Raw genomic sequence first — 23,678 nt, 5'->3', positions numbered from 1 at the left:
GCCGGCCCGAGCGTACGGGCCGGTGGGAGCGCGCCGGGCGGGTGAGCCGGCCGCGATTGTCACAGGCGTGGTGTGCAATAGAGGCGTGGCAGCGCTCGACGAACCTCTCAAGAAAATTCTCGGTGGCACCACCGCAAAGGTGCTGGCCGAGCATCTCGACCTGCATACGGTCGGCGACCTGTTGCACCACTATCCGCGCCGTTACGCCGAGCGCGGCGAACTGACCCGCCTCTCGGACCTCCCGCTGGACGAACACGTCACGGTCGTCGCCCGGGTCGCGGACTCCCGGGTGCTGAAGTTCAACGGAGGCCGGGGACAGCGCCTCGAGGTGACGCTCACCGACGGCAGCGGCCGCCTGCGGCTGGTCTTCTTCGGCAAGGGCATCCACAAGCCGCACAAGGATCTGCTGCCCGGCCGCCGGGCGATGTTCGCCGGCAAGGTGTCGGTCTTCAACCGCACACTCCAGCTCGCCCACCCCGATTACGAGCTCCTCGACGGCGACGCCGAGGGCGGCACGGATGCGGTCAGCGCCTTCGCCGGTCAGCTCCTGCCGATCTACCCGGCCTGCCAGCAGATGGCGTCCTGGAAGATCTCCAAGGCGGTCGACGCGGTGCTGCCCAGCGCGCGCGACGCCGTCGACCCGCTGCCCGAAGCGCTCCGGGACGGCCGGGAGCTGGTCCCGCTCACCGAGGCGCTGCTCAAGATCCACCGCCCGGCGAGCAAGGCCGACATCGCCGCCGCGCGGGACCGGCTCAAGTGGGACGAGGCGTACGTCCTGCAGGTCGCGCTCGCCCGGCGCCGCCTCGCCGAGACCCAACTCCCCGCGGTGGCAAGGAGGCCGGCCGCCGGCGGCATCCTCGACGCCTTCGACGCGAAGCTGCCCTTCACCCTCACCGACGGCCAGCAGAAGGTCAGCCGGGAGATCTTCGACGACCTGGCGACCGAACACCCCATGCACCGCCTCCTCCAGGGCGAGGTGGGCTCCGGCAAGGCCCAGCCGCTGGATGCGCTGGTGCTGACACCGCGCGGCTTCCTGCCCATGGGGGAGATGAGAGTCGGCACCGAAGTGGTGGTGCCCAGCGGCGAGCTCGCCGTGGTGGACGGTGTCTTCCCGCAGGGCGAGCGCGAGGTGTGGCGGCTGGTGCTCTCGGACGGCAGCGCCGTCGAGTGCGACGACGAGCATCTGTGGATCGTCCGGTCCTGCGATGCCCAGGAGAGGGTGCTGACCACCCGCGAGCTGCGCCGCGACCTGAACGACCCCGACGGCCGCCCCCGGTGGTCCATCGCCGCGGCCGTACCGGTGGACCTCGACGACGGCGGGGACCGGCCGCTCGATCCGTATCTGCTGGGGCGGAAGCTCGCGGAGGACGGCGGTCCGGCGGCCCGGGTGCCGGACGCCTACCGCAACGCGCCGCGCAAGGACCGGCTGGCCGTGCTGCGGGGCCTGCTGGACGCCGGAAGCGGGCCCGCCGGCGCCACTGCGGTGTTCCGTGCCGCGCACCGCCCGCTGGCCGACGACCTCGCCTGGCTGGTGCGCTCGCTGGGCGGACGGGCCCGGCTGAGCGCCGTGGGGGAGGGGGCGTACGACGTCGACGTGGCGTTGCCTCAGGAAGGCGGGGCAGGCTTCGGGCGCACGATCCGGGCCATCGAGCACGCCGGCCGCAAGCCCGTCCAGTGCATCAGCGTCCGGCACCCCGGCCACGCCTATGTGACCGACCACTTCACCGTCACCCACAACACCATGGTCGCGCTGCGCGCCATGCTCGGTGTGGTCGACAGCGGCGGTCAGGCCGCGATGCTGGCGCCGACCGAGGTCCTCGCCCAGCAGCACCACCGCTCGATCACCGAGATGATGGGGGAGCTGGCCGAGGGCGGGATGCTCGGCGGCGCGGAGCAGGGCACCAAGGTGGTGCTGCTGACCGGCTCCATGGGCGCCGCCGCCCGCCGGCAGGCGCTGCTCGATCTGGTCACCGGCGAGGCCGGAATCGTCGTCGGCACCCACGCCCTGATCGAGGACAAGGTGCAGTTCCACGACCTGGGCCTGGTTGTCGTCGACGAACAGCACCGCTTCGGCGTCGAGCAGCGGGACGCGCTTCGGGGCAAGGGGCACTCCCAGCGGGAAAAGCAGACGCCGCACCTCCTGGTCATGACGGCGACCCCCATTCCGCGCACGGTCGCCATGACCGTCTTCGGCGATCTGGAGACCTCCGTCCTGGACCAACTCCCCGCCGGACGCTCGCCGATCGCCACCCATGTGGTGCCCGCCAAGGACAAACCGCACTTCCTCGCGCGCGCCTGGGAGCGGGTCCGCGAAGAGGTGACGGCCGGACACCAGGGCTATGTGGTGTGTCCCCGGATCGGCGACGAGGAGGACGCGCCCAAGGGGGCGAAGAAACCGGCCGGCTCCAAGGGGGCCGCGGACCAGGCGGGTTCAGCGGAGGACGCGGAGGAGAAGCGGCCCCCGCTCGCGGTGCTCGATATCGCCGGGCAGCTCGCCGAGGGGCCGCTCGCCGGCCTGCGGGTGGCGGTCCTCCACGGCCGGATGGCGCCGGACGACAAGGACGAGGTGATGCGCCGGTTCGCCGCCGGTGAGCTGGACGTGCTGGTGGCGACGACCGTCATCGAGGTCGGGGTGAACGTCCCGAACGCCACCGCCATGGTGATCATGGACGCCGACCGTTTCGGCGTCTCCCAGCTGCACCAGCTCCGCGGCCGGGTCGGCCGTGGCGCGGCGCCCGGTCTGTGCCTGCTGGTCAGCGAGATGCCGGAGGCCGGCCCGGCCCGCGCCCGGCTCGCCGCGGTGGCCGCCACCCTCGACGGCTTCGAACTCTCCCGTATCGACCTGGAACAGCGACGCGAGGGCGATGTCCTGGGCCAGGCGCAGTCCGGCGTCCGCTCGTCGCTGCGGATGCTCGCGGTCATCGAGGACGAGGAGGTGATCGCGGCCGCCCGCGAGGAGGCCACCGCGCTGGTCACCGCCGATCCCGAGCTGACCGGGTATCCGGAGCTGCGGATCGCCCTGTCCGCCCTGCTGGACGAGGACCGGGAGCAGTATCTGGACAAGGGGTGAGCGGGGTCCGCGGCCCCGGACCGCCCGCCCACGGCTCCACCCGCCCGCCGCCACGTGAGATCGATCACCACCGGGTGCGCCTGGGGGAAGCCCCGGCCGGACGCCGGGCCCCGGCCGACGGAATATCGTGGAGGGGCGGAGCCCGCCCGGCTCCTCCTCACCGACCACGCGCAACGTAAGGACGGGCCCATGACCCGCGTGATCGCCGGTACGGCCGGCGGCCGCCGCCTGGCCGTACCCCCGGGAAACGGCACCCGCCCGACCTCCGACCGTGCGCGCGAGGGCATGTTCTCCACCTGGGAATCCCTCGACGGGCCGCTCGGCGGTGCCCGGGTGCTCGATCTGTACGGCGGCTCCGGCGCCGTCGGCCTGGAAGCGCTCTCCCGCGGCGCCGCACACGTCCTGCTGGTCGAGGCCGATGCCCGCGCCGTGCGCACCATCCGGGACAACGTCCGTGCGGTGGGCCTCCCGGGCGTCGACGTCCGGGCCGGCAAGGCCGAGCAGACCGCCGCCGCACCGCCCCCGGGCGAGCCGTACGACATCGTCTTCCTGGACCCGCCCTACGTGGTGACCGACGCGGAACTGTGCGAGATCCTGCTCACACTCCGTGGCCAGGGCTGGCTTGCCGACGACGCACTCGTCACGGTGGAACGCAGTACCCGAGGCGGCACGTTCCCGTGGCCGGACGGTTTTGCAGCGATCAAGGCCCGTCGCTACGGCGAGGGGACGCTTTGGTACGGTCGCGCCGCTTCGACGTCCGTCGAATCGACGTCAGTAAGCGTGTCATGACCGGATCGGAGAGCGAGGAACCCGAGTTGCGCCGCGCCGTCTGTCCGGGGTCGTTCGACCCCATCACCAACGGGCACCTGGACATCATCGCCCGTGCCTCCAAGCTGTACGACGTCGTCCACGTCGCCGTGATGATCAACCAGTCCAAACAGGGGCTGTTCACGGTCGACGAGCGGATCGACCTGATCCGCCGCGCCACCGCCGAGTACGGCAATGTGGAGGTCGAGTCCTTCCACGGCCTGCTCGTCGACTTCTGCAAGCAGCGCGACATCCCCGCGATCGTCAAGGGGCTGCGCGCCGTCAGCGACTTCGACTACGAGCTGCAGATGGCCCAGATGAACAACGGCCTGTCGGGAGTGGAGACGCTGTTCGTCCCCACCAACCCCACCTACAGCTTCCTCTCCTCCAGCCTCGTCAAGGAGGTCGCCGCCTGGGGCGGTGATGTCTCCCATCTGGTGCCGCCGTTCGTCCTGGAGGCTCTGACCGAGCGCCTGCGGAACAAGGGCTGACGCCCGCCGGGCGCACCGGCCCGATGCCCGGCTGACGGGGCGTCAGTTGGTGTCGGGGAAAGGGGCCGTGGACGTACAGTCGTCCCGTTCCGTCGTTCCAACCCCTTCAGAGAGTGGCGAGTCCAAGGTGGACGTGCAGAAGAAGCTCGACGACATCGTCGCGACCGTCGGCGGTGCCCGGTCCATGCCCATGTCGGCCTCGTGCGTGGTCAACCGCGCCGAGCTGCTTGCCATGCTGGAGGAGGTGCGGGCGGCGCTCCCCGGCTCCCTCGCGCAGGCGCAGGAGCTGCTCGGCGGGCGGGAGCAGATGGTCGAGCAGGCCCGGGCCGAGGCGGAGCGGATCATCGAGACCGCGCACGCCCAGCGCGGATCGCTGATCTCCGACACCGAGGTCGCCCGGCAGTCCCAGGACGAGGCGGACCGGATCCTCGCGGAGGCCCGCCGGGAGGCGGAGGAGATCCGCGCCGAGGCCGACGACTACGTCGACAGCAAGCTCGCCAACTTCGAGGTCGTGCTGACCAAGACCATCGGATCCGTCGACCGCGGCCGCGAGAAGCTGCTCGGCCGCGGCCCCGGGCAGGGCGAGCAGGAGTACCCGGACGAGGACGGCACGCAGCCCCCGGAGCGCAGTGCCGACCCGGAGACCCTGCGGCAGCGCGCCGACGCCTATGTGGACGCCAAGTTCGGGGCGTTCCAGGCCGTACTGACCAAGACGCTGGAGGCGGTCGGCCGGGGCCGCGACAAGCTCCAGGGGGCCCGTGCGATCGATGAGCTGGGCCTTCACCTGGCCGCGCAGGGTGACCCGCAGACCGGTCATCAGGCCGACGCCGACTATCTCGCCGGTCTGGCGGGCATCGGCGCCGAGCAGGAACAGCAGCCGCCCCAGGCGCCCCCGATGCCCCAGGCACCTCCCATGCCCCAGGCGCAACCCCAGCCCCAGGTCCAGGAGCACCAGCAGCCCCTCCAGCCCCAGCTCCAGCAGCAGGGCTACTACACCGACCCGGCGGTCTACCAGCAGCAGGACGTCTACGGCTATCAGCAGCCGCAGGAGGTCCCGTACGCCCCGCACCAGGACCCGTACGGCTACGACTGGCAGCAGGCACAGCAGCAGGGCTACGACCCGAACGCCTACCTCCAGCAGCAGGTGCCCCAGCAGCCCCAGCAGCCTCCGCACGGCCACCCCGCGCAGCCCGGCGCCCTGGACGAGACCAGCCTCTTCGACACCAGCATGATCGACCTGGACCAGCTCCGGGCGTACGAAGAGGGGCGCCAGTAGGCGGCCCCGCTCGCGGGCCGGGGAGGGGCCGGGAGCGGATTGGGCCTATCGGGGCCCGTCCAGTATCCTGGCTCTTCGGTCGCGCGTATCTCCGCGATCTCTGCTGCCCGAATCCTGTCCAGCAGGAATACGGACGGCCCGGAAAACCCACAGAAAGCAGGAAGCCATCAACGCCCGCCTCGACCACCGTTCCCCTCTCGTGTTCGACACACGCGAGCTGGGCCGGCGTCCCGGTGCGCTGAAGAGGGCCTCCCGCTCCGTCGAGGCCCCCCGGGACCTCGGCAATGAGGTCATCGGTGTGCCCGAGGGCGCACCGGTCGAGCTCGACCTCCGCCTGGAATCGGTCATGGACGGGGTGCTTGTCACAGGCACCGGCCGTGCAACCGTGAAGGGGGAGTGCGTAAGGTGTCTGGAGCCGCTGGAGCGAGAGCTCGACGCGGACTTCCAGGAGATGTTCGCCTACCCCGACGCCGACGCCAGGGTCCGTGAGGACGCCGGCGACGACGCCGAGGACGAGGAGGACACCCTCTTCCTCGAGGACGACCTGTTCGACCTCGAACCCGTGCTGCGTGACGCGGTGGTGCTTGCACTGCCGATGCAGCCGGTGTGCCAGGACGACTGCCCCGGCCTGTGCTCCGATTGCGGAGTGCGGCTGGCGGACGACCCGGACCACCACCACGACGCCGTCGACATCCGTTGGGCGGCACTGCAGGGACTCGCCGGGACCGTCAAGGACGGCGAGAAGGACAACATGGGCGGCGCCGAAGCGGGCGTCGACGAGAAGCAGGAGAAGTAGCCGTGGCTGTTCCGAAGCGGAAGATGTCGCGCAGCAACACGCGCCACCGCCGGTCGCAGTGGAAGGCTGCGGTCCCCACCCTGGTGGCATGCGCTAGCTGCCACGAGCCGAAGCTGCAGCACATCGCGTGCCCCAGCTGCGGCACCTACAACAAGCGCCAGGTCCTCGAGGTCTGAGCGGCTGGTGACAGGCTTCATGTCAGACGCCAATTCGACTTCCCGCAAACGCGGGGATGAACCGACTCCGGCGGACACGGCCTCGTCCCACACGCTTCTGGAAGGGCGGCTCGGGTACAAGCTCGAGTCCGCCCTTCTGGTGCGTGCGCTGACACACCGCTCGTACGCATACGAGAACGGCGGTCTGCCCACCAACGAGCGGCTCGAATTCCTCGGGGATTCGGTGCTCGGCCTGGTGGTCACGGACACGCTGTACCGCATCCACCCCGATCTGCCGGAAGGCCAGTTGGCCAAGCTCCGGGCCGCGGTGGTCAACTCGCGTGCGCTTGCCGAGGTGGGCCGCGGCCTCGACCTCGGCGCCTTCATCCGCCTCGGACGGGGCGAAGAGGGCACGGGCGGCCGGGACAAGGCATCCATCCTCGCCGACACCCTGGAAGCGGTGATCGGCGCGGTCTATCTCGACCAGGGCCTCGATGCGGCCGGCGAGCTGGTGCACCGGCTCTTCGACCCGCTCATCGAGAAGTCCTCCAGCCTGGGCGCGGGCCTGGACTGGAAGACCAGCCTCCAGGAGCTCACTGCGACCGAGGGTCTTGGCGTTCCGGAGTACCTGGTCACGGAGACCGGACCGGACCACGAGAAGACCTTTACTGCTGCCGCCCGCGTCGGTGGTGTCTCGTACGGCACCGGCACCGGCCGCAGCAAGAAGGAAGCCGAGCAGCAGGCGGCCGAATCCGCGTGGCGCGAGATCCGCGCCGCGGCGGACGAGGCGGCCAAGGCGGCCGAAGCGGCCAAGGCGGCAGAGCCCGCCGAGACCGTTTCGGAAGACACCGCCGGCTAGCCGTACGGCGCACGCCGTTGCGGCGCGGCACCCCACCCCCGTTGTGCTTCGGCGCACCGGGGGTCCTTCTTGCCCGGAGCCCCGTGCACGGTGCCGGGCGGGCCCCTGGGCCCCGGAGGGGAGAGGTACGCTGCGGCTGTCGTCCCCCAGTCGTCCCGAGGAGTCCGGTGCCCGAGCTGCCCGAGGTCGAGGTCGTACGCCGCGGACTGGAGCGCTGGGTCAGCGGCCGCACGATCGACGAGGTCGAGGTGCGGCATCCGCGCGCGATCCGCCGGCACACGGCCGGTGCGGCCGATTTCGCGGCCCGGCTCATGGGTCTGCAACTCGGGGCGGCACGCCGGCGTGGCAAGTACCTCTGGCTCCCGGTGACCGGCGGGGGCCCGGCCGCACAGACCGCCGCCGAAGGCCTCCCGCCGATGGTCACGCCGTCCGTCACCCACGGCCTGGCGATCCTCGCCCACCTGGGGATGAGCGGCCAGTTGCTCGTCCAGCCGCAGGACGCCCCGGACGAGAAGCATCTGCGGATCCGGCTCCGCTTCGCCGACGACCTCGGCACCGAACTCCGCTTCGTCGACCAGCGCACCTTCGGTGGTCTCTCGCTGCACGACACCGTCCCCGGCGATGCGGACCACCTGCCCGACGCCATCGCCCATATCGCCCGCGACCCGCTCGATGCGGCCTTCGACGACGCCGCCTTCCACGACGCACTGCGCCGCCGCCGGACCACCGTCAAACGGGCGTTGCTCGACCAGACGCTGATCAGCGGCGTCGGCAACATCTACGCGGACGAGGCGCTGTGGCGCAGCAAGCTCCACTACGAGCGGCCGACCGCCACCTTCACCCGCCCGCGCACCGCCGAACTGCTCGGCCACGTACGGGAGGTGATGGATGCCGCGCTCGCCGTCGGCGGCACCAGCTTCGACAGCCTCTATGTCAACGTCAACGGGGAGTCCGGCTACTTCGACCGCTCCCTGGACGCCTACGGCCGCGAGGACGAACCCTGCCGCCGCTGCGGTACCCCGATCCGCCGCCGTCCCTGGATGAACCGTTCCAGCTACTTCTGCCCCCGCTGCCAGCGGCCGCCGCGCGGCTGATCCCGGCAGGCCGGCGCGGTCGCCGGCTCAGCCCGCGGGGTGCCGGGCGTCATAGCGCTCCCGGGCCTGGAGCACCTGCGGCATCCGGTCCTCCACCAGGGCGATCAGCAGCTGCAGCTGGTGGGCGACCTGGTGGCCCAGCGGTGTCAGCGCGTAATCCACCCGCGGCGGGTTGGTCTGCTGGGCCTCGCGGTGGACGAGTCCGTCCCGTTCCAGTGCGTGCAGGGTCTGGGCCAGCATCTTTTCGCTCACCCCTTGGACCCGGCGCCGCAGTTCGTTGAAGCGGAAGGTGCCGTCGAGCAGCGCGCCCAGCGTCAGGCTGCCCCACCGGTCGGTGACGTGCTTGAGCGCGTCACGGGAGGGACAGTCGCGCGCGAAAACGTCATAGGCCAGATCGTCCGCACAGCCGGAGGGCGGCTCCTCGGTCGTCTCGGCAGGGTTCTCGCTCGCCATACCGACACCATACCCGCACACAGCGCTAACTAATGGATTGCGCTTTCTAAAAGTTAGTGCTTCTCTTTTCCCATCACACCCGACGCCCCGGGCACCGACCGTCCCGGGGTGCCGTTGACCCTGAGGAGAAACCGTCGTGACCAGCTCCGCCCTGCCCGCCCCCGTCGTCTCCGTCGCCTACCACTCCGGCTTCGGCCACACCGCCGTACTGGCCGAGGCCGTCCGCGCCGCCGCCGCCGGGGCGGGGGCCACCGTCCACCTGATCAAGGTCGACGAGATCACCGAGGCCCAGTGGGATCAGCTCGATGCCTCCGACGCGATCGTCTTCGGTTCCCCGACCTACATGGGGACGGCCTCCGGGGCGTTCCACACCTTTGCCGAGGCGACCGCCAAGCGCTGGGCCACCCGTGCCTGGCAGGACAAGCTCGCGGCCGGCTTCACCAACTCCGCCTCCAAGAGCGGGGACAAGCTGCACACCCTGCAGTTCTTCACGGTGCTCGCCGCCCAGCACGGCATGAGCTGGGTCAGCCTCAACCTGCTCCCCGGCTGGAACTCCTCCACCGCCTCGGAGAACGACCTCAACCGGCTCGGCTTCTTCCTCGGGGCCGGCGCCCAGTCCGACAACGACCAGGGCGCGGAGGCGGTCCACAAGGCCGATATCGCCACCGCTGAACACCTCGGACGCCGTATCGCCGAGCAGGCCCGCATCTTCGCCGCGGGCCGCGCCGCCGTCGCCGCCTGACCAGTGCGGGGGGACGCAGGCCCTGCGGTCCCCCCGCGCACGACACCCCGAGGTCCGCAAAGCCGCGGCCCCCGGTACGCGAGACACCCGCGAGGTCCGCAAGCCCGCGGCTCTCCCGCACGCGAGAAGCCCGCGCCGCCCCGTGATCCGTCACGGGGCGGCGCGGGCGTTTCATGCCTTCGGGGTTGTCCCGCCCCGGCCGGGTGCCGTCGTCCGGCCGGGCCTCAGAAGCCGAAGTCCTGTGTCCACCACGGGCCGCCCGGCCCGACATGGGCGCCGACGCCGAGGGTCTTGTAATCGCAGTTGAGGATGTTGGCGCGGTGGCCGGGGCTGTTCATCCAGGAGTCCATCACGGACTGGGCGGTGGCCTGGCCGCGGGCTATGTTCTCGCCGCCCAGGTCGTCGATGCCCGCGTCACGGGCGCGGTCCCAGGGCGTGTCCCCGTCCGGGTCGGTGTGGTCGAAGAAGCCACGCCGGGCCATGTCGTCACTGAACTGCTGGGCGAGCCCCGCCAGTTCCTTGTCCGCCGTGACGGGGGAGCAGCCGGCCCGGTCGCGCTCCTGGTTGACCAGGGACAGAACCTGGGTCTCGGCGGACGACTGGGTATCGGTGGCCTTCGACGGAGCCGCGCTGCGTTCGGGTGCGGCCGAGGACGACCGGTCGGCGGGCCCGGTGGACCGGCGGGTCCCGGACTTGCCGGCGGGGGAGGCGGCCGTCCGGTGCGGAGAGGGGGAGGTCGACGGGGTGGTGGGGGAGGAGGGGCGGCCGGTGCCGGGGGCGGTGGCGCGGGCGCTGCCGCGACTGGCCTGTTCCGTGGCGCGGTCGGACGGGGCCACCGACCCGCCGACCGGCGGCTCGGTGGCCTCCGGCAACGCGCCGGCCCGTACCCGGTCTCCCCGGTCGCCGTCGGTCCCCCCGTCGAACTGGCCGTGGCCCGGGATCAGTCCGGAGGCGACCGCGACGGCCCCCATCGCCACTACGGCGGAGGCGCCGAGCAGTCCGGTGCGTACGGGGGCCCGCCCGCGGCGCCGGTCCGCGCGATGTCCGCGGCGCAGGTCCACGGCCGACGGGCCGGGGTGTCCTGTCGGCGATGCGTCAACAGGCCCTGCACCGGGGGCATCGGGGGCTGGGGGAGCAGAGCGTCGATGGCGGCCCATCCACTGTCTTCCTTACCCCGGTGCAAGCACCGGCTCCACTGGAGCGGCTACCGCCGCACAGCCTTCCTTGCGTCAAGATGGCTCACCCATAAGAGTGAGCCTCGCTTGCCGGTGGACTGTACGCGATGACGGAAGGGCAGAAGTGACTGCTGAGCAATTGGCCAGTTAACGTGCACACATGAACGAAGATGTCCGTGTGACCGCCTGGGTGCGTGGTCAGGTCCAAGGCGTCGGGTTCCGTTGGTTCACCCGGGCCAACGCCCTTCGCATCGGCGAACTCGCCGGATTTGCGGTCAATCTCGGTGACGGCCGTGTCCAGGTGGTCGCCGAGGGCCCGAAGGATCACTGCGACGCGCTGCTGGACTGGCTCCGCACCGGAGACACGCCCGGGCGGGTCGACGGAGTCACTGAGATATGGGACACGCCCCGCGGCGGTTACGACGGCTTCGAAATCCGCTGAGCGGGTCGGCCGGAACCGTCCGTACGGCGGTCACACGCGATCTTGCAGAGGCGTCCTTGTCAGCTGCTCACAGGAGATAAGGCCTGGTGGTTGCCAATCCGGCTGACCCGTGCAAGGCTGCCGCTGTACGGATGATCTCCACGCCCCCGCGGGACCTTTCTGGGGAGTCGGCGCAGCGCCCTCGCGGCCGCGCACTCTCAGGTGCCCGAGGATACGGGGCGTGATCGTGTTGACCGTCAAACCGTTTGGTGAGACTCTGGAATCCCCGCGCACCTTAGCTGTTTGGCATTGAGTACACGCAGAGAATGACAAGCACCGCGGGTGCGAATCCCTCACGACCCACACCGCTTCGGTCGGTCACTCATTGTGGAGGACCATCCATCATGGCAAAGGCGCTTCTCGGTTACGTCGGCGGCTCCGACCCCCGAGTCCTCTCCGAGATGCGACGGCTTCAGCAGCGCGTCCAAGACCTTGAATCCGAACTTATTCGGATGCAGGCCGAAAACGACATGCTGTCCGCTGCCGCACGTCGCGACGACTCGATGCTCGACATCGACGTACCCCAGGCGGAGCCCGCGCTCACCTGACCCCAACCTCAGGGCCGGTAGGGCTGCTCGCCAGCCGCTTGAGGCACCGCTCTCTTCAAGATCTGCAAGGGACGCTTCGGCGTCCCTTCGTCGTTTCCGGCTCTTGCGTTGTCCGGCCTATTCGGACCTTCCGGCCACTTCAGCCGTGCCGCCCCTCCCTTACCGCATGATGTGCCCTGCGCTTTCGGCAATGAAACCGAAAATGAACGGTGCGGTATACCCGGGACCGTACGGGGTGGGTGATCGGCGCCGGAATGTTGGGGGTCGTCCCCCGATGGGCGGCCGGTAGAGTCCCACGGCGTGCATCTCAAGAGTCTGACCCTGCGAGGTTTCAAGTCCTTCGCCTCCGCCACGACGCTCCGGTTCGAGCCGGGCATCACCTGCGTCGTGGGCCCGAACGGCTCCGGCAAGTCCAATGTGGTGGACGCGCTGTCCTGGGTCATGGGCGAGCAGGGAGCCAAGTCGCTGCGCGGCGGGAAGATGGAGGACGTCATCTTCGCCGGGACGACCGGGCGGCCGCCGCTCGGCCGTGCCGAGGTCTCGCTCACCATCGACAACGCCGACGGTGCACTGCCGATCGAATACGCCGAAGTCACCCTGACCCGGATCATGTTCCGCAACGGCGGCAGCGAATACCAGATCAACGGAGACACCTGCCGGCTGCTGGACATCCAGGAATTGCTCTCCGATTCCGGTATCGGCCGGGAGATGCACGTCATCGTCGGACAGGGCCAGCTCGACTCCGTCCTGCATGCCGACCCGATGGGGCGCCGGGCGTTCATCGAGGAAGCGGCCGGTGTCCTCAAGCACCGCAAGCGCAAGGAAAAGGCGCTGCGGAAGCTCGACGCGATGAAGGCCAACCTCGCCCGCGTCCAGGATCTGACCGATGAGCTGCGGCGCCAGCTCAAGCCGCTGGGGCGGCAGGCCGCGGTCGCCCGGCGCGCCGCCGTCATCCAGGCGGACCTGCGGGACGCCCGGCTGCGGCTGCTCGCCGACGACCTTGTCACCCTGCGCCGGGCGCTGCGCGCCGAGATCGCGGACGAGGCGGCGCTCAAGGAGCGCAAGCAGGCCGCCGAGGACCGGCTGCGCACCGCCCAGCAGCGCGAGGCGGCGCTGGAGGAGGAGGTGCGCACCCTGACGCCGCGGGTGCAGCGCGCCCAGCAGACCTGGCATGAGCTCTCCCAGCTTGCGGAGCGGGTGCGCGGCACGATCTCGCTGGCCGAGGCACGGGTCAAGAGCGCTTCGGCGGCCCCGCCGGAGGAGCGGCACGGGCGCGACCCCGAGGACATGGAGCGCGAGGCGGCGCGGATCCGCGAGCAGGAGGCGGAGTTGACGGCCGCGCTGGAGGCGGCGAGCCGGGCGCTGGAGGACACCGTCGAACACCGTGCCGAACTGGAGCGGCAATTGGCGGACGAGGAGCGACGGCTGCGGGACGCCGCCCGGGCCATCGCCGACCGCCGCGAGGGCCTGGCCCGGCTGAGCGGACAGGTCACCGCCGCCCGTGGCCGGGCCGCCTCGGCGCAGGCGGAGATCGGCCGGCTGGCCGAGGCCAGGGACGACGCCCGGCGCCGGGCGGCCACCGCCCAGGAGGAGTACGAACAGCTCAAGGCCGAGGTCGACGGGCTGGACGCGGATGACCAGGAGATCGCCGAGCGGCACGAGACGGCCCGCCACGACCTGGCGGAGGCGGAGTCCGCGCTGTCCGTCGCGCGTGAGGCGCTGAGCACGGCCGAGCGCGAACGGGCCGCGACCGCCGCACGGCATGACGCACTGGCGCTGGGACTGCGCCGCAAGGATGGCACCGGTGCGCTGCTGGCCGCCGCCGGCCAGCTCACCGGCCTGCTCGGTCCGGCGGCGGAACTGCTGACCGTCACCCCCGGTTTCGAGATCCCGGTGGCGGCCGCCCTCGGCGTGGCCGCGGACGCCCTGGCCGTCACCGGACCGGACACCGCCGCCGAGGCCATCCGGCTGCTGCGCACCCAGGACGCGGGGCGGGCGGCGATGGTGCTGGGGGGAAGCGGGGGCCGACGGGGTCCGGGGCGGGTGCCTGCGCCCGCGCGGGCGGCGGAGGCCGGGGACATCACCGGGGCCTCGGAGGCCGCTGAGGCCGCCGTTCGGGTGCCGGCGGGGGGCGCGGCCGCGGCACCGGGCGCCGCCGAGCCCGCCGGGCACCGCGTTCCCGGGCCCCGTTCCGGGCCCGTACCGGCGGAGGAACTGGTGCGGGGACCCGCGGAGTTGTCGGCCGCCGTGGCCCGGCTGCTGCAGGACGTCGTGGTGGTCGGGACGCTGGAGGACGCCGAGGAGCTGTTGGCCGCGCGGCCGGAGCTGACGGCGGTGACCGGTGAGGGCGATCTGCTCGGGGCGCATTTCGCGCACGGCGGCTCCGCCGGTGCGCCGAGCCTGCTGGAGGTACAGGCCTCCGTCGACGAGGCGGCCGCCGAGCTGGAGGAGCTGGCGGCGCGCTGCGAGGAGTTGGCACGGGCGCAGCGGGCCGCGGCGGAACGCCGTACGGAGTGTGCCGCGCTGGTGGAGGAGCTGGCCGGACGGTGGCGGGCGGCGGACCGGGAGAAGTCGAAGGTCGCCGGGGACCTCGGCCGGCTCGGCGGGCAGGCGCGGGCGGCCGCGGGGGAGGCCGAGCGGGCCGGTGCGGCGGCCGCCAAGGCCGAGGAGGCGCTGGCGCGGGCCACCGAGGAGGCCGAGGAGCTGGCCGAACGCCTTGCGGTGGCCGAGGAGGAGCCGGGCGTCGGCGACGAGGAGCCCGATACCTCGGCGCGGGACCGGCTGGCTGCCGACGGTGCCAATGCGCGGCAGACCGAGATGGAGGCCCGGCTCCAGGCGCGGACGCACGAGGAGCGGGTCAAGGCGCTCGCCGGACGGGCGGATGCGCTGGACCGGGGGGCGCGCGCCGAACGCGAGGCGCGGCTGCGGGCCGAGCGGCGGCGCGCACGGCTGCGGCACGAGGCGCAGGTGGCCGGGGCGGTCGCCGCCGGTGCCCGGCAGCTGCTGGCGCATGCCGAGGTGTCGGCCGTACGGGCCGAGGAGGAGCGGGGCACGGCGGAGCGGGCCAAGGCCGAGCGGGAGCAGGCGCTGGTGGCCGAGCGCAACCAGGGCCGGGAGGTGAAGTCCGAGCTGGACAAGCTGACGGACTCGATGCACCGCGGCGAGGTGCTGGGCGCGGAGAAGCGGCTGCGGATCGAGCAGCTGGAGACCAAGGCGCTGGAGGAGCTGGGGGTGGAGCCGGCCGGCCTGATGTCCGAGTACGGCCCCGAGCAGCTGGTCCCGCCGTCGCCGGCCGCCGACGGCGAGGTGCTTCCGGACGATCCGGAGCATCCGCGCCACCAGCCGGTGCCCTACGTACGGGCCGAGCAGGAAAAACGGCTCAGGGCGGCCGAGCGGGCGTATCAGCAGCTCGGGAAGGTGAATCCGCTGGCATTGGAGGAGTTCGCCGCATTGGAGGAGCGGCACAAGTTCCTCAGCGAGCAGCTTGAAGACTTGAAGAAGACCCGCGCCGATCTGATGCAGGTGGTCAAGGAGGTCGACGAGCGGGTGGAGCAGGTCTTCACCGAGGCCTACCGCGACACCGCGCGCGAGTTCGAGGGCGTCTTCGCGCGGCTCTTCCCGGGTGGCGAGGGGCGGTTGGTGCTGACCGATCCGGACGACATGCTGGCGACCGGCGTGGAGGTGGAGGCGCGCCCGCCGGGGAAGAAGGTCAAGCGGCTGTCGCTGCTGTCCGGTGGTGAGCGGTCGCTGACCGCGGTGGCGCTGCTGGTGTCGATCTTCAAGGCGCGGCCCAGCCCGTTCTATGTGATGGACGAGGTGGAGGCCGCCCTGGACGACACCAATCTGCAGCGGCTGATCGGGATCATGGAGGAGCTGCAGGAGAGCTCCCAGCTGATCGTGATCACGCATCAGAAGCGGACGATGGAGGTCGCGGACGCCCTTTACGGGGTATCGATGCAGGGGGACGGCGTCACCAAGGTCATCAGCCAGCGGCTGCACTGAGCGCGGGAGCGCCCGCGCCGGACGGGGTGATATCGCCCGGAATCGGCGTCTGCCGTGGCCCACCTCGGAGTGGTCTTTGATCGCCCGGAGTGTCCGACACTGCATCAGTTCAGAACTTGAACGAACTGCCTCTCGAGTGGTCGAGAAACAAATTCATCTCGGCCTATTGACTTCGAAACTTGAAGGCATAGTCTCTGCAACGTCGCTTTTACCTTCAAGTGGTGGGTGCCCCCAACCTATGCACCACTTGTAGGGCCAGCCCCCTAACCCGGCAGCGCAGCCGGGCCACTGGAGTTCACGTTGACCAGCACCGCGCAGCCGACGGGTTCGGAAGGCCGCAAGGCCCATCCCGAACATCTCGGCCATGTCATCTTCATCACCGCGGCTGCCGCAATGGGCGGCTTTCTCTTCGGCTATGACAGCTCTGTCATCAATGGTGCCGTCGAGGCGATCCGTGGCCGCTACGAGGTCGGTTCCGCCGTACTCGCCCAGGTGATCGCCATCGCGCTGATCGGCTGTGCCATCGGCGCCGCCACCGCGGGCCGGATCGCGGACCGCATCGGCCGTATCCGCGTGATGCAGATCGCCTCGGTGCTGTTCACCATCAGCGCCGTCGGTTCCGCTCTTCCGTTCGCCCTCTGGGACCTCGCCTTCTGGCGGATCATCGGCGGCTTCGCCATCGGTATGGCCTCGGTCATCGGCCCGGCCTATATCGCCGAGGTCTCGCCGTCCGCCTACCGCGGCCGTCTCGGCTCGTTCCAGCAGGCCGCGATCGTCGTCGGCATCGCCATCTCCCAGCTCGTCAACTGGGGCATCCTCAACCTCGCGGACGGCAAGCAGCGGGGCGTCATCGCCGGCCTGGAGGCCTGGCAGTGGATGCTCGGCGTGATGGTCGTCCCGGCCGTGCTCTACGGTCTGCTCTCCTTCGCGATCCCCGAGTCGCCGCGGTACCTGATCTCCGTCGGCAAGGTCTCCCGGGCCAAGGAGGTGCTTGCCGAGGTCGAGGGCAAGACCGTGGACCTCGACAAGCGGGTCGTGGAGATCGAGGACGCGATGCGCCGCGAGCACAAGGCGTCGTTCAAGGACCTGCTCGGCAGCAAGTTCGGCTTCCTGCCGATCGTCTGGGTCGGCATCGGACTGTCGGTCTTCCAGCAGCTGGTCGGCATCAACGTCGCGTTCTACTACTCCTCGGCGCTGTGGCAGTCCGTCGGCATCGACCCGAGTGCGTCGTTCTTCTACAGCTTCACGACGTCGATCATCAACATCATCGGCACCGTGATCGCGATGATCTTCGTCGACCGGATCGGCCGCCGCCCGCTGGCACTGGTCGGCTCGGCCGGTATGGCCATCGCGCTCGGCCTGGAGGCGTGGGCCTTCTCCGCCAAGACCGCGGCCGGCACCCTGCCGGCCACCGAAGGCACCGTGGCCCTGATCGCCGCCCATGTCTTCGTGCTCTTCTTCGCCCTCTCCTGGGGCGTCGTGGTGTGGGTCTTCCTCGGTGAGATGTTCCCGAACAAGATCCGCGCTGCCGCGCTGGGCGTCGCCGCCTCCGCGCAGTGGATCGCCAACTGGGCCATCACGGCCAGCTTCCCGAGCCTTTCGGACTGGAACCTCTCGGGTACATACGTCATCTACGCAGTCTTCGCTCTGCTCTCGATCCCCTTCGTGCTGAAGTACGTCAAGGAGACCAAGGGCAAGGCGTTGGAGGAGATGGGCTAACCCCCCGCCAGTCCGTCTCCTCAGTACTGGGTACTGCCCCGGGTCATCAGGGACCCCGGGCAGTACCCGTTTTTTGTGCCGGTGCGCCGCGGCGCCTCAGGCGCCGTCGCCGGCCCGGGGCGCGCCGCCCGCCGCGCGGAACGCCCGCCGGTACGCGGACGGCGTGGTGTGCAGCGCGCGCTGGAAGCGCCGGCGGAAGTTGACCGCCGACGACAGGCCGACGCGCAGCGCGACCGCTTCGACGGGCAGATCGCTCTCCTCCAACAGGGCCCGGGCGGCGCCGAGGCGACGGTCCAGCAGCCACTGGCCGGGACTGGTGCCGAGCTGGTCCGCGAACCGCCGGGCGAGGGTGCGCGGGGAGATCCGCAGCTGCCCGGCCATGTCCTCGACGGAAACCGGCTCGGCCAGCCGGCCGGTCACCCACTCCAGCAGCGGGGCCAGTGAGTGCCGCATGCCGGGGGAGGGGGCGCCGCCCTCCCCCGGGGACGGCACGGCGTACTGGGTCTGGCCCCCTTCGCGGTGCGGCGGCATGACCATGTGACGGGCGATCCGTGCGGCATGGGCCGCGCCGTGGTCGCGGCGTACGAGATGCAGACAGAGGTCCACACCGGCCGCCGCTCCCGCGCTGGTCGCCAGGTCGCCGTGATCGATGTACAACACCGCGGGGTCCACCTCGATACGGGGGAAACGCTCCGTGAGGGTGGCCGCCAGATTCCAGTGGGTGGTTGCCCGGCGGCCGTCCAGCAGCCCGGTCTGTGCCAGCGCGAAGGCACCGGAACAGATGCTGACCAGCCGGGCGCCCCGCGCATGCGCGCGCCGCAGTGCCGTGCGGGTGGCGGGCGCGAGCGGTTCCCCGGCCGGGGTCCAGCCGGGGATGACGACGGTGTCCGCGGTCTCCAGCGCCGACAGGCCACGGGTCACCACCATGTCGTAGCCCGCCGTCGTCGGTACGGGGCCGGGCCGTGGCGTACACACCCCGAAGTCGTAGCGGGCGGGCAGCCCGGGGCGCCGGGTGCCGAAGACTTCGGCGGCACAGCCGAGTTCGAACACCGGCTGGGGCGGGCGCACCAGCGCCACCACACGGTGTACGGGGTCCTGCTGCGGGGCGTGCCGCGGCGATCCTGCCATGGCAGGAAAGTACCTCAGGACGTCATTTCTGACACTGGGGAGGATGCCTTCCGTCCGGCGAGGGTGGGGACATGAGAGATACCGAGACGACCGCGGATGCGGCTACCGGCCCGGCCGCGGACGGGCAAGGGGCGGAACACGGACGGGGCGCAGGGGGAGCCGGCCGGACCCCGGGCTACGTGTGGACGTCGGTGGACGACGCCCCGGTCAAGGAGCTGTTCCCCGGCATCCGGGTCAGGCCGCTGTGGACCGGCGGCAACGGGGCGAAGGCCCAGGTGCTGGAGATGGATCCGGGCAGCTGCTGGGAGGGCATCGATGTGCACGCACCCGGGCCCGAGGAGGTCTTCGTGGTCGCGGGCACCTTCCACGACGGTGACAGCGACCACCCGGCCGGGTCCTTCCTCCATGCGCCGGCCGGCTCCTGGCACGTCCCGCAGACGGCGGTGGGCTGCACCCTCTTCGTCTTCTACCCGGAAGGCTGAACCCGGCCCCGGCCGTCAGTCCTTGAGGCCGTTCCCGGCCGTCAGTCCTTGAGGCCGGCCCCGGCCGTCAGCCCTTGAGGTGTGGCAGCACCTCCTCGGCGAACAGATGCAGCGAGCGCCACCCCTCGTCGACGGGCATCCCGCCGCACAGCGGGTGCAGGATCAGCGAGCCCTGGGCGTCCGCCCGCCGGGCGAGCCGCAGGCACTCGTCCGGGGTGACGATGCGGTAGACACCCTCCTCGCGCAGCGCCGCGACATCCCGGGCCGACGAGCGCACCGCGGAGCGGGTGCCGGCGGACTGCCAGGAGGCGTACATCCGGGCCTCGTGCAGCAGATGGCCGCCGTACGCGGCCCAGGTGCGGTCCGGGTCCTCGGAGAGGTGGAGGAGCGAGGTGTGTTCGGGCGGCTGCATCACCCAGCCTCCGGTGCCGAAGGCGGTGCACTGCTCGTGGTAGTAGGCCTCCAGTTCCGGAAGGTGGGCACTGGGGAAGAGCGGGAGCCCCAGGCGGGCCGCGCGCCGGGCGGCGGCGCGGGAGCTGCCGCCGATCAGCAGCAGCGGGTGCGGCCGGGTGTACGGGCGGGGGGTGACCTGGACCGTGCGCCCCCGGTAGGCGAACGGTTCACCGGTCCAGGCGGACAGCAGGGTCTCCAGCACCTCGTCCTGGAGCGCGCCACGGCCCCGCCAGTCCTTCCCGTGCGCCGCGTACTCCTCGGGCCGGTAGCCGAGGCCGGCGACGGTGACCAGCCGGCCGCCGCTGAGGAGGTCGAGCGAGGCGAGGTCTTCGGCCAGCCGCAGCGGGTCGTGCAGCGGGGTGATCAGTGCGGAGACGGTGACGCCGATGCGGCGGGTGGCGCCGAAGACGGCGCCCGCGAAGGTGAGCGGGGAGGGCATCCAGCCGTTGGTGGTGGCGTGGTGCTCCTCGGTCTGGACCATGGTCAGGCCGCGGTCGTCGGCGAACGCGGCCATCTCGACGGCGGCCCGGTAGCGGGCGGACAGCGCGGCGGGCGTGGGTGCGGGGTCGACGAGGTTGATGCGCAGGACGGTGACCGGCAGGCCGGGCTGCGCAGGCAGGTCAGGCAGGGCAGACATGGCAAACGTCCCCTTCGCCAAGGCGGTTGGCGAAGGGGACGCTAGCTGACGTTACGTCAGATCACTAGGGGGCGGTTCCGGTCCGCGGCGCGGCGGCCGGGTCAGCCCACCTCGGCCGGCTGCCGGGCCCCGGCCGCGTCGCCGGCCCCGGCCGCCGGGACGGACTCCCGGGGTGCCGGCAGCAGGGCGAAGGCGAGCGCGGCGATCGCGATCGTGGCCGCCCAGCCCAGGCCGTTCTCGCCGATCCAGGTGGTGGCCAGCGGGCCGGCGAACCACTGGACCTTGGTGAAGCACAGTCCCGCGACGAGCGCGGCCGCCCAGGCCGTCATGGCCTGCCAGCAGAAGCCGCCGGTGTACCAGTAGCGGCTGGTGCGGCCGGTGTTCATCAGGCTGTCGGCGTCATAGCGCACCGCCCGCTTGCGCCGCCGGGCCATGTCGACGCCGTAGACGCCGATCCAGGCGGAGAAGGAGACCGCGAGCAGCGTCAGGAAGGCGATGAACTGGCCGATGAAGTCCTTGGCCACCAGCATCATGAACAGGCCGCCGACCAGGCTGATGACGGCATTGATGCTGACCGCGAGGGCACGCGGCAGCTTGACGCCCATGGTCTGGGCGGTGAAGCCCGCGGAGTACATCGACAGGCTGTTGATCAGCACCATGCCGACCAGCGCGGTGGCCAGGTAGGGCACCGCGAGCCAGGGCGGCAGGATGGTGCCGAGGAACGACATCGGGTCGGTGTTCTGGCCGGCCAGCTTCGGATTGGAGACGGCCATCACGCCGCCCATCAGCACCATCGGCAGCAGCACCAGGGCCGCGCCGGAGACGGTGGTGCCGACGATCTTCTTGCCGGACGTGGAGTGCGGAAGGTAGCGCGCGAAGTCGGGGCCGGTGGGCACCCAGCTGATGCCGCCGGCCGCGATGGTGCCGATGCCCGCGATCACCATGGCGGTGGTCCCGGCCTTCTTGGCGAAGATGGCGTCCCAGTTCATCGTGGCGACCAGGTAGACCAGCACCATGATGCTGAACAGGCCGAACAGGTACGTCGAGTACTTGTTGCAGACGTTGAGCGCCTTGCGGCCCAGGCCGCTCACCAGGTAGGTGACGGCCACGAACGCGAGCAGGGTGACGACGACGAGGACGTCGTTCGTCTCGATCCCCAGCAGCAGATGCAGCACGGTCAGCACCGCGTAGGCGCCGGTGACCGCATTGATCGTTTCCCAGCCGAAGCGGGCGACCCACAGGATCGCGCCGGGGAAGTAGTTGCCGCGGACGCCGAACGCGGCCCGGGAGAGCATCGCGCCGGGGGCGCCGCCCCACTTGCCCGAGACCGACAGCACGCCCACCATGCCGAACGCGACGGCGGCGGCGATCGCGGCCACCAGCAGGACCTGCCAGAAGTTCAGCCCGTTGCTCACCACGAGCGAGGCGCCCATGGTGAGCAACAACACGCTGATGTTGGCGGCGACCCAGGTCGGGAAGAGCTCGCGGACGCGGCCCTGGCGTTCGTGGTCGGGGACGGGCTCGATGCCGCGGGTCTCGACGGTGCCTTCGGATGCGGGAGCGGAAGCGGACGTGGTGGTGCCCATTGGTGCAGGTATCTCCGTGCGGGGATCTGGAGGCACCCCCGGGGGAGGAGGTGCAGGCAGCGGCTGTGGTGCCTTGGCCAGAATTGGTTGCCAGGACTCTACGCGCGTTGCGCGGCCGCTCACCATCGTACTTTGATCCAACTTCTGCCGATTCGCTCCGTTGGACTCCACGACGAGAACGAGTGTCACCCACCTTCGTCGAACGGTCCAGTCGAGCGCTTCTGATCAGGGGCGGAGGCCGTACGGTCCGTCGCCGGCCCGGTACGGTCCGTCGCCCCGCCCACCGGATGGCCGGCCCGTCGCGGCCGCTCCTGCGGGGCATCGGCCGGCGAGGAGATCCGCGTCTCGCCACCGGCCCGCTCGACCCTCTCGGCGCCCCTTTCCGGCCACTCTGCAGCGTCCGGTTCCCGCCATCCGCGGCTTCGGCGCGTGCGGTCCCCACGGGCGGGGCGTGGCTGATACTGGAGGGGTTATGGAAACCGTCATCCTTGCCGTCATCATCGCCGTGGTCGTGCTCGGCGCGATCAGCGGGCTCGTCGTCAGCGGCCGCAAGAAGAAGCAGCTGCCGCCGTCCCCGCCGGCCGCCCCGAAGCCCTCCGTTACCGCGCCCCCCGCCGAACCGCAGGTCGGCGAGGAGGCCGAGACCCCCAGCGACGAAGAGCGTCGCACCATCGAAGAAGTCACGCTGCCCACCGCCGAGGCCCCCGTGGCCGAGGCGCCGGCCGCCGAGCCCGAGGCGCCCGCCGCGCCCGGGATCGAGGTCCCCGAGCCCACCGCGGGACGGCTGGTCCGGCTGCGCGCCCGGCTCTCCCGCTCCCAGAACACCCTGGGCAAGGGCCTGCTGACCCTGCTGTCCCGGGAACACCTCGACGAGGAGACCTGGGAGGAGATCGAGGACACCCTGCTGACCGCCGACGTCGGCGTCGCTCCCACCCAGGAGCTCGTCGAGCGGCTGCGCGAGCGGGTCAAGGTCCTCGGCACCCGCACCCCCGAGGGACTGCGCGCCCTGCTGCGCGAGGAACTGCTCACCCTCATCGGCACGGACGCCGACCGCACCGTGCACACCGCCAATGGCATCGGCAACGGCGGCGACGAGATCCCCGGCGTCGTCATGGTCGTCGGCGTCAACGGCACCGGCAAGACCACCACCACCGGCAAGCTCGCCCGTGTCCTGGTCGCCGACGGCAAGTCCGTGGTCCTCGGCGCCGCCGACACCTTCCGCGCCGCGGCCGCCGACCAGCTGCAGACGTGGGGCGAGCGGGTCGGTGCCCGTACGGTCCGCGGACCCGAGGGCGGCGACCCCGCCTCGATCGCCTTCGACGCGGTGAAGGAAGGCATCACCGAGGCCGCCGATGTCGTACTGATCGACACCGCGGGCCGGCTGCACACCAAGACCGGGCTGATGGACGAGCTCGGCAAGGTCAAGCGGGTCGTCGAGAAGCACGGCCCGGTCGGCGAGGTGCTGCTCGTCCTGGACGCCACCACCGGCCAGAACGGCCTGGTCCAGGCCCGGGTGTTCGCCGAGGTCGTGGACATCACCGGGGTGGTGCTCACCAAGCTCGACGGCACCGCCAAGGGCGGCATCATCGTCGCCGTCCAGCGCGAGCTCGGCGTCCCCGTCAAGCTCGTCGGCCTGGGCGAGGGCGCGGACGACCTCGCGCCGTTCGAGCCGGAGGCCTTCGTCGACGCCCTGATCGACTGAGGCCGCCGCCGGCCGCCGCGCC

Annotated in this window: 20 protein-coding genes; 15 read left to right on the top strand and 5 right to left on the bottom strand. The window is 71.3% G+C overall.

The window, feature by feature from the left end:
- Positions 1-85: 85 nt before the first annotated feature.
- From OHS81_RS09780 to mutM, 8 genes are all read left to right on the top strand, one after another.
- Complete coding sequence (locus OHS81_RS09780; protein WP_328384333.1) at positions 86-3,070, top strand: helicase-related protein; 2,985 nt, start codon at positions 86-88, stop codon at positions 3,068-3,070.
- A 189-nt stretch (positions 3,071-3,259) separates the two neighbouring features.
- The gene (gene rsmD, locus OHS81_RS09775) at positions 3,260-3,859 is read left to right on the top strand and encodes a 16S rRNA (guanine(966)-N(2))-methyltransferase RsmD (RefSeq protein WP_328384331.1); all 600 of its coding nucleotides are present in this window, start codon (positions 3,260-3,262) and stop codon (positions 3,857-3,859) included.
- Positions 3,856-4,368 carry a pantetheine-phosphate adenylyltransferase gene (gene coaD / locus OHS81_RS09770; RefSeq protein ID WP_129293998.1) on the top strand — a complete coding sequence of 171 codons (513 nt, stop codon included), beginning with the start codon at positions 3,856-3,858 and terminating at the stop codon, positions 4,366-4,368. Before rsmD ends, coaD begins: the two co-directional genes overlap by 4 nt.
- A 127-nt stretch (positions 4,369-4,495) precedes the next feature.
- Complete coding sequence (locus tag OHS81_RS09765; RefSeq protein WP_328384328.1) at positions 4,496-5,644, top strand: ATP synthase F0 subunit B; 1,149 nt, start codon at positions 4,496-4,498, stop codon at positions 5,642-5,644.
- Positions 5,645-5,810: 166 nt separating this feature from the next.
- Positions 5,811-6,440 (top strand): YceD family protein, encoded by a 630-nt coding sequence (locus OHS81_RS09760; protein ID WP_443058839.1) that lies wholly within the window; start codon positions 5,811-5,813, stop codon positions 6,438-6,440.
- Between the two features lie 2 nt (positions 6,441-6,442).
- The gene (rpmF, locus tag OHS81_RS09755) at positions 6,443-6,616 is read left to right on the top strand and encodes a 50S ribosomal protein L32 (protein WP_030087884.1); all 174 of its coding nucleotides are present in this window, start codon (positions 6,443-6,445) and stop codon (positions 6,614-6,616) included.
- 19 nt (positions 6,617-6,635) lie between these two features.
- The gene (gene rnc / locus OHS81_RS09750) at positions 6,636-7,454 is read left to right on the top strand and encodes a ribonuclease III (protein ID WP_328384323.1); all 819 of its coding nucleotides are present in this window, start codon (positions 6,636-6,638) and stop codon (positions 7,452-7,454) included.
- A 167-nt stretch (positions 7,455-7,621) separates the two neighbouring features.
- Positions 7,622-8,548 (top strand): bifunctional DNA-formamidopyrimidine glycosylase/DNA-(apurinic or apyrimidinic site) lyase, encoded by a 927-nt coding sequence (gene mutM, locus OHS81_RS09745; RefSeq protein ID WP_328384321.1) that lies wholly within the window; start codon positions 7,622-7,624, stop codon positions 8,546-8,548.
- Positions 8,549-8,575: 27 nt separating this feature from the next.
- Here the strand turns inward: mutM and OHS81_RS09740 are convergent, their stop codons facing one another.
- Positions 8,576-9,001, bottom strand: a complete 426-nt coding sequence (locus tag OHS81_RS09740; protein WP_328384319.1) for a winged helix-turn-helix transcriptional regulator — start codon at positions 8,999-9,001, stop codon at positions 8,576-8,578.
- A gap of 136 nt (positions 9,002-9,137) precedes the next feature.
- On the opposite strand from OHS81_RS09740, the gene OHS81_RS09735 reads away from it, so the two are divergent.
- Positions 9,138-9,743, top strand: a complete 606-nt coding sequence (locus OHS81_RS09735) for a flavodoxin family protein (RefSeq protein ID WP_093491692.1) — start codon at positions 9,138-9,140, stop codon at positions 9,741-9,743.
- 224 nt (positions 9,744-9,967) lie between these two features.
- Here OHS81_RS09735 and OHS81_RS09730 read toward each other — a convergent pair whose 3' ends face one another.
- Positions 9,968-10,900, bottom strand: coding sequence for a CAP domain-containing protein (locus OHS81_RS09730; RefSeq protein WP_443058672.1), 933 nt, complete (start codon positions 10,898-10,900; stop codon positions 9,968-9,970).
- A 178-nt stretch (positions 10,901-11,078) separates the two neighbouring features.
- Here OHS81_RS09730 and OHS81_RS09725 point away from each other — a divergent pair, with 178 nt between their 5' ends.
- The 4 genes from OHS81_RS09725 to OHS81_RS09710 all read left to right on the top strand — a co-directional run bounded on the left by OHS81_RS09725 (position 11,079) and on the right by OHS81_RS09710 (position 17,668).
- Positions 11,079-11,360 carry an acylphosphatase gene (locus OHS81_RS09725; RefSeq protein WP_328384315.1) on the top strand — a complete coding sequence of 94 codons (282 nt, stop codon included), beginning with the start codon at positions 11,079-11,081 and terminating at the stop codon, positions 11,358-11,360.
- A 383-nt stretch (positions 11,361-11,743) separates the two neighbouring features.
- Complete coding sequence (locus OHS81_RS09720; RefSeq protein WP_006602857.1) at positions 11,744-11,947, top strand: hypothetical protein; 204 nt, start codon at positions 11,744-11,746, stop codon at positions 11,945-11,947.
- A gap of 300 nt (positions 11,948-12,247) precedes the next feature.
- Entirely contained in the window at positions 12,248-15,949 is a 3,702-nt protein-coding gene (locus tag OHS81_RS09715; protein ID WP_328384290.1) for an AAA family ATPase, read from the top strand.
- A gap of 300 nt (positions 15,950-16,249) precedes the next feature.
- The gene (locus OHS81_RS09710) at positions 16,250-17,668 is read left to right on the top strand and encodes a sugar porter family MFS transporter (protein ID WP_328384288.1); all 1,419 of its coding nucleotides are present in this window, start codon (positions 16,250-16,252) and stop codon (positions 17,666-17,668) included.
- A gap of 96 nt (positions 17,669-17,764) precedes the next feature.
- Here OHS81_RS09710 and OHS81_RS09705 read toward each other — a convergent pair whose 3' ends face one another.
- On the bottom strand, positions 17,765-18,796 hold the full coding sequence (locus OHS81_RS09705; protein WP_328384286.1) for a GlxA family transcriptional regulator: 1,032 nt from the start codon (positions 18,794-18,796) through the stop codon (positions 17,765-17,767).
- Positions 18,797-18,975: 179 nt separating this feature from the next.
- Between OHS81_RS09705 and OHS81_RS09700 the strand changes: the two genes are divergently transcribed.
- Complete coding sequence (locus OHS81_RS09700; RefSeq protein WP_328391015.1) at positions 18,976-19,278, top strand: cupin domain-containing protein; 303 nt, start codon at positions 18,976-18,978, stop codon at positions 19,276-19,278.
- Between the two features lie 67 nt (positions 19,279-19,345).
- Here the strand turns inward: OHS81_RS09700 and OHS81_RS09695 are convergent, their stop codons facing one another.
- Positions 19,346-20,368, bottom strand: a complete 1,023-nt coding sequence (locus OHS81_RS09695; RefSeq protein WP_328384284.1) for an LLM class flavin-dependent oxidoreductase — start codon at positions 20,366-20,368, stop codon at positions 19,346-19,348.
- A gap of 101 nt (positions 20,369-20,469) precedes the next feature.
- Entirely contained in the window at positions 20,470-21,954 is a 1,485-nt protein-coding gene (locus OHS81_RS09690; protein ID WP_328384282.1) for a purine-cytosine permease family protein, read from the bottom strand.
- A 472-nt stretch (positions 21,955-22,426) separates the two neighbouring features.
- On the opposite strand from OHS81_RS09690, the gene ftsY reads away from it, so the two are divergent.
- Entirely contained in the window at positions 22,427-23,656 is a 1,230-nt protein-coding gene (gene ftsY, locus OHS81_RS09685; protein ID WP_328384280.1) for a signal recognition particle-docking protein FtsY, read from the top strand.
- Positions 23,657-23,678: the final 22 nt, after the last annotated feature.

This window comes from Streptomyces sp. NBC_00400, from assembly GCF_036048035.1.
Classification (GTDB): domain Bacteria; phylum Actinomycetota; class Actinomycetes; order Streptomycetales; family Streptomycetaceae; genus Streptomyces.
Note: the sequence above shows the minus strand (reverse complement) of the source record. Positions and strands in the feature narration are given on the sequence as shown.

Bases quoted from the DNA above. Each gene is read 5' to 3' on its own strand.
- rsmD (WP_328384331.1), top strand. From the start codon at position 3,260: ATGACCCGCGTGATCGCCGGTACGGCCGGCGGCCGCCGCCTGGCCGTA.
- coaD (WP_129293998.1), top strand. From the start codon at position 3,856: ATGACCGGATCGGAGAGCGAGGAACCCGAGTTGCGCCGCGCCGTCTGT.
- rnc (WP_328384323.1), top strand. From the start codon at position 6,636: ATGTCAGACGCCAATTCGACTTCCCGCAAACGCGGGGATGAACCGACT.
- OHS81_RS09740 (WP_328384319.1), bottom strand. From the start codon at position 9,001: ATGGCGAGCGAGAACCCTGCCGAGACGACCGAGGAGCCGCCCTCCGGC.
- OHS81_RS09730 (WP_443058672.1), bottom strand. From the start codon at position 10,900: ATGGGCCGCCATCGACGCTCTGCTCCCCCAGCCCCCGATGCCCCCGGT.
- OHS81_RS09725 (WP_328384315.1), top strand. From the start codon at position 11,079: ATGAACGAAGATGTCCGTGTGACCGCCTGGGTGCGTGGTCAGGTCCAA.
- OHS81_RS09720 (WP_006602857.1), top strand. From the start codon at position 11,744: ATGGCAAAGGCGCTTCTCGGTTACGTCGGCGGCTCCGACCCCCGAGTC.
- OHS81_RS09705 (WP_328384286.1), bottom strand. From the start codon at position 18,796: ATGGCAGGATCGCCGCGGCACGCCCCGCAGCAGGACCCCGTACACCGT.
- OHS81_RS09695 (WP_328384284.1), bottom strand. From the start codon at position 20,368: ATGTCTGCCCTGCCTGACCTGCCTGCGCAGCCCGGCCTGCCGGTCACC.
- OHS81_RS09690 (WP_328384282.1), bottom strand. From the start codon at position 21,954: ATGGGCACCACCACGTCCGCTTCCGCTCCCGCATCCGAAGGCACCGTC.
- ftsY (WP_328384280.1), top strand. From the start codon at position 22,427: ATGGAAACCGTCATCCTTGCCGTCATCATCGCCGTGGTCGTGCTCGGC.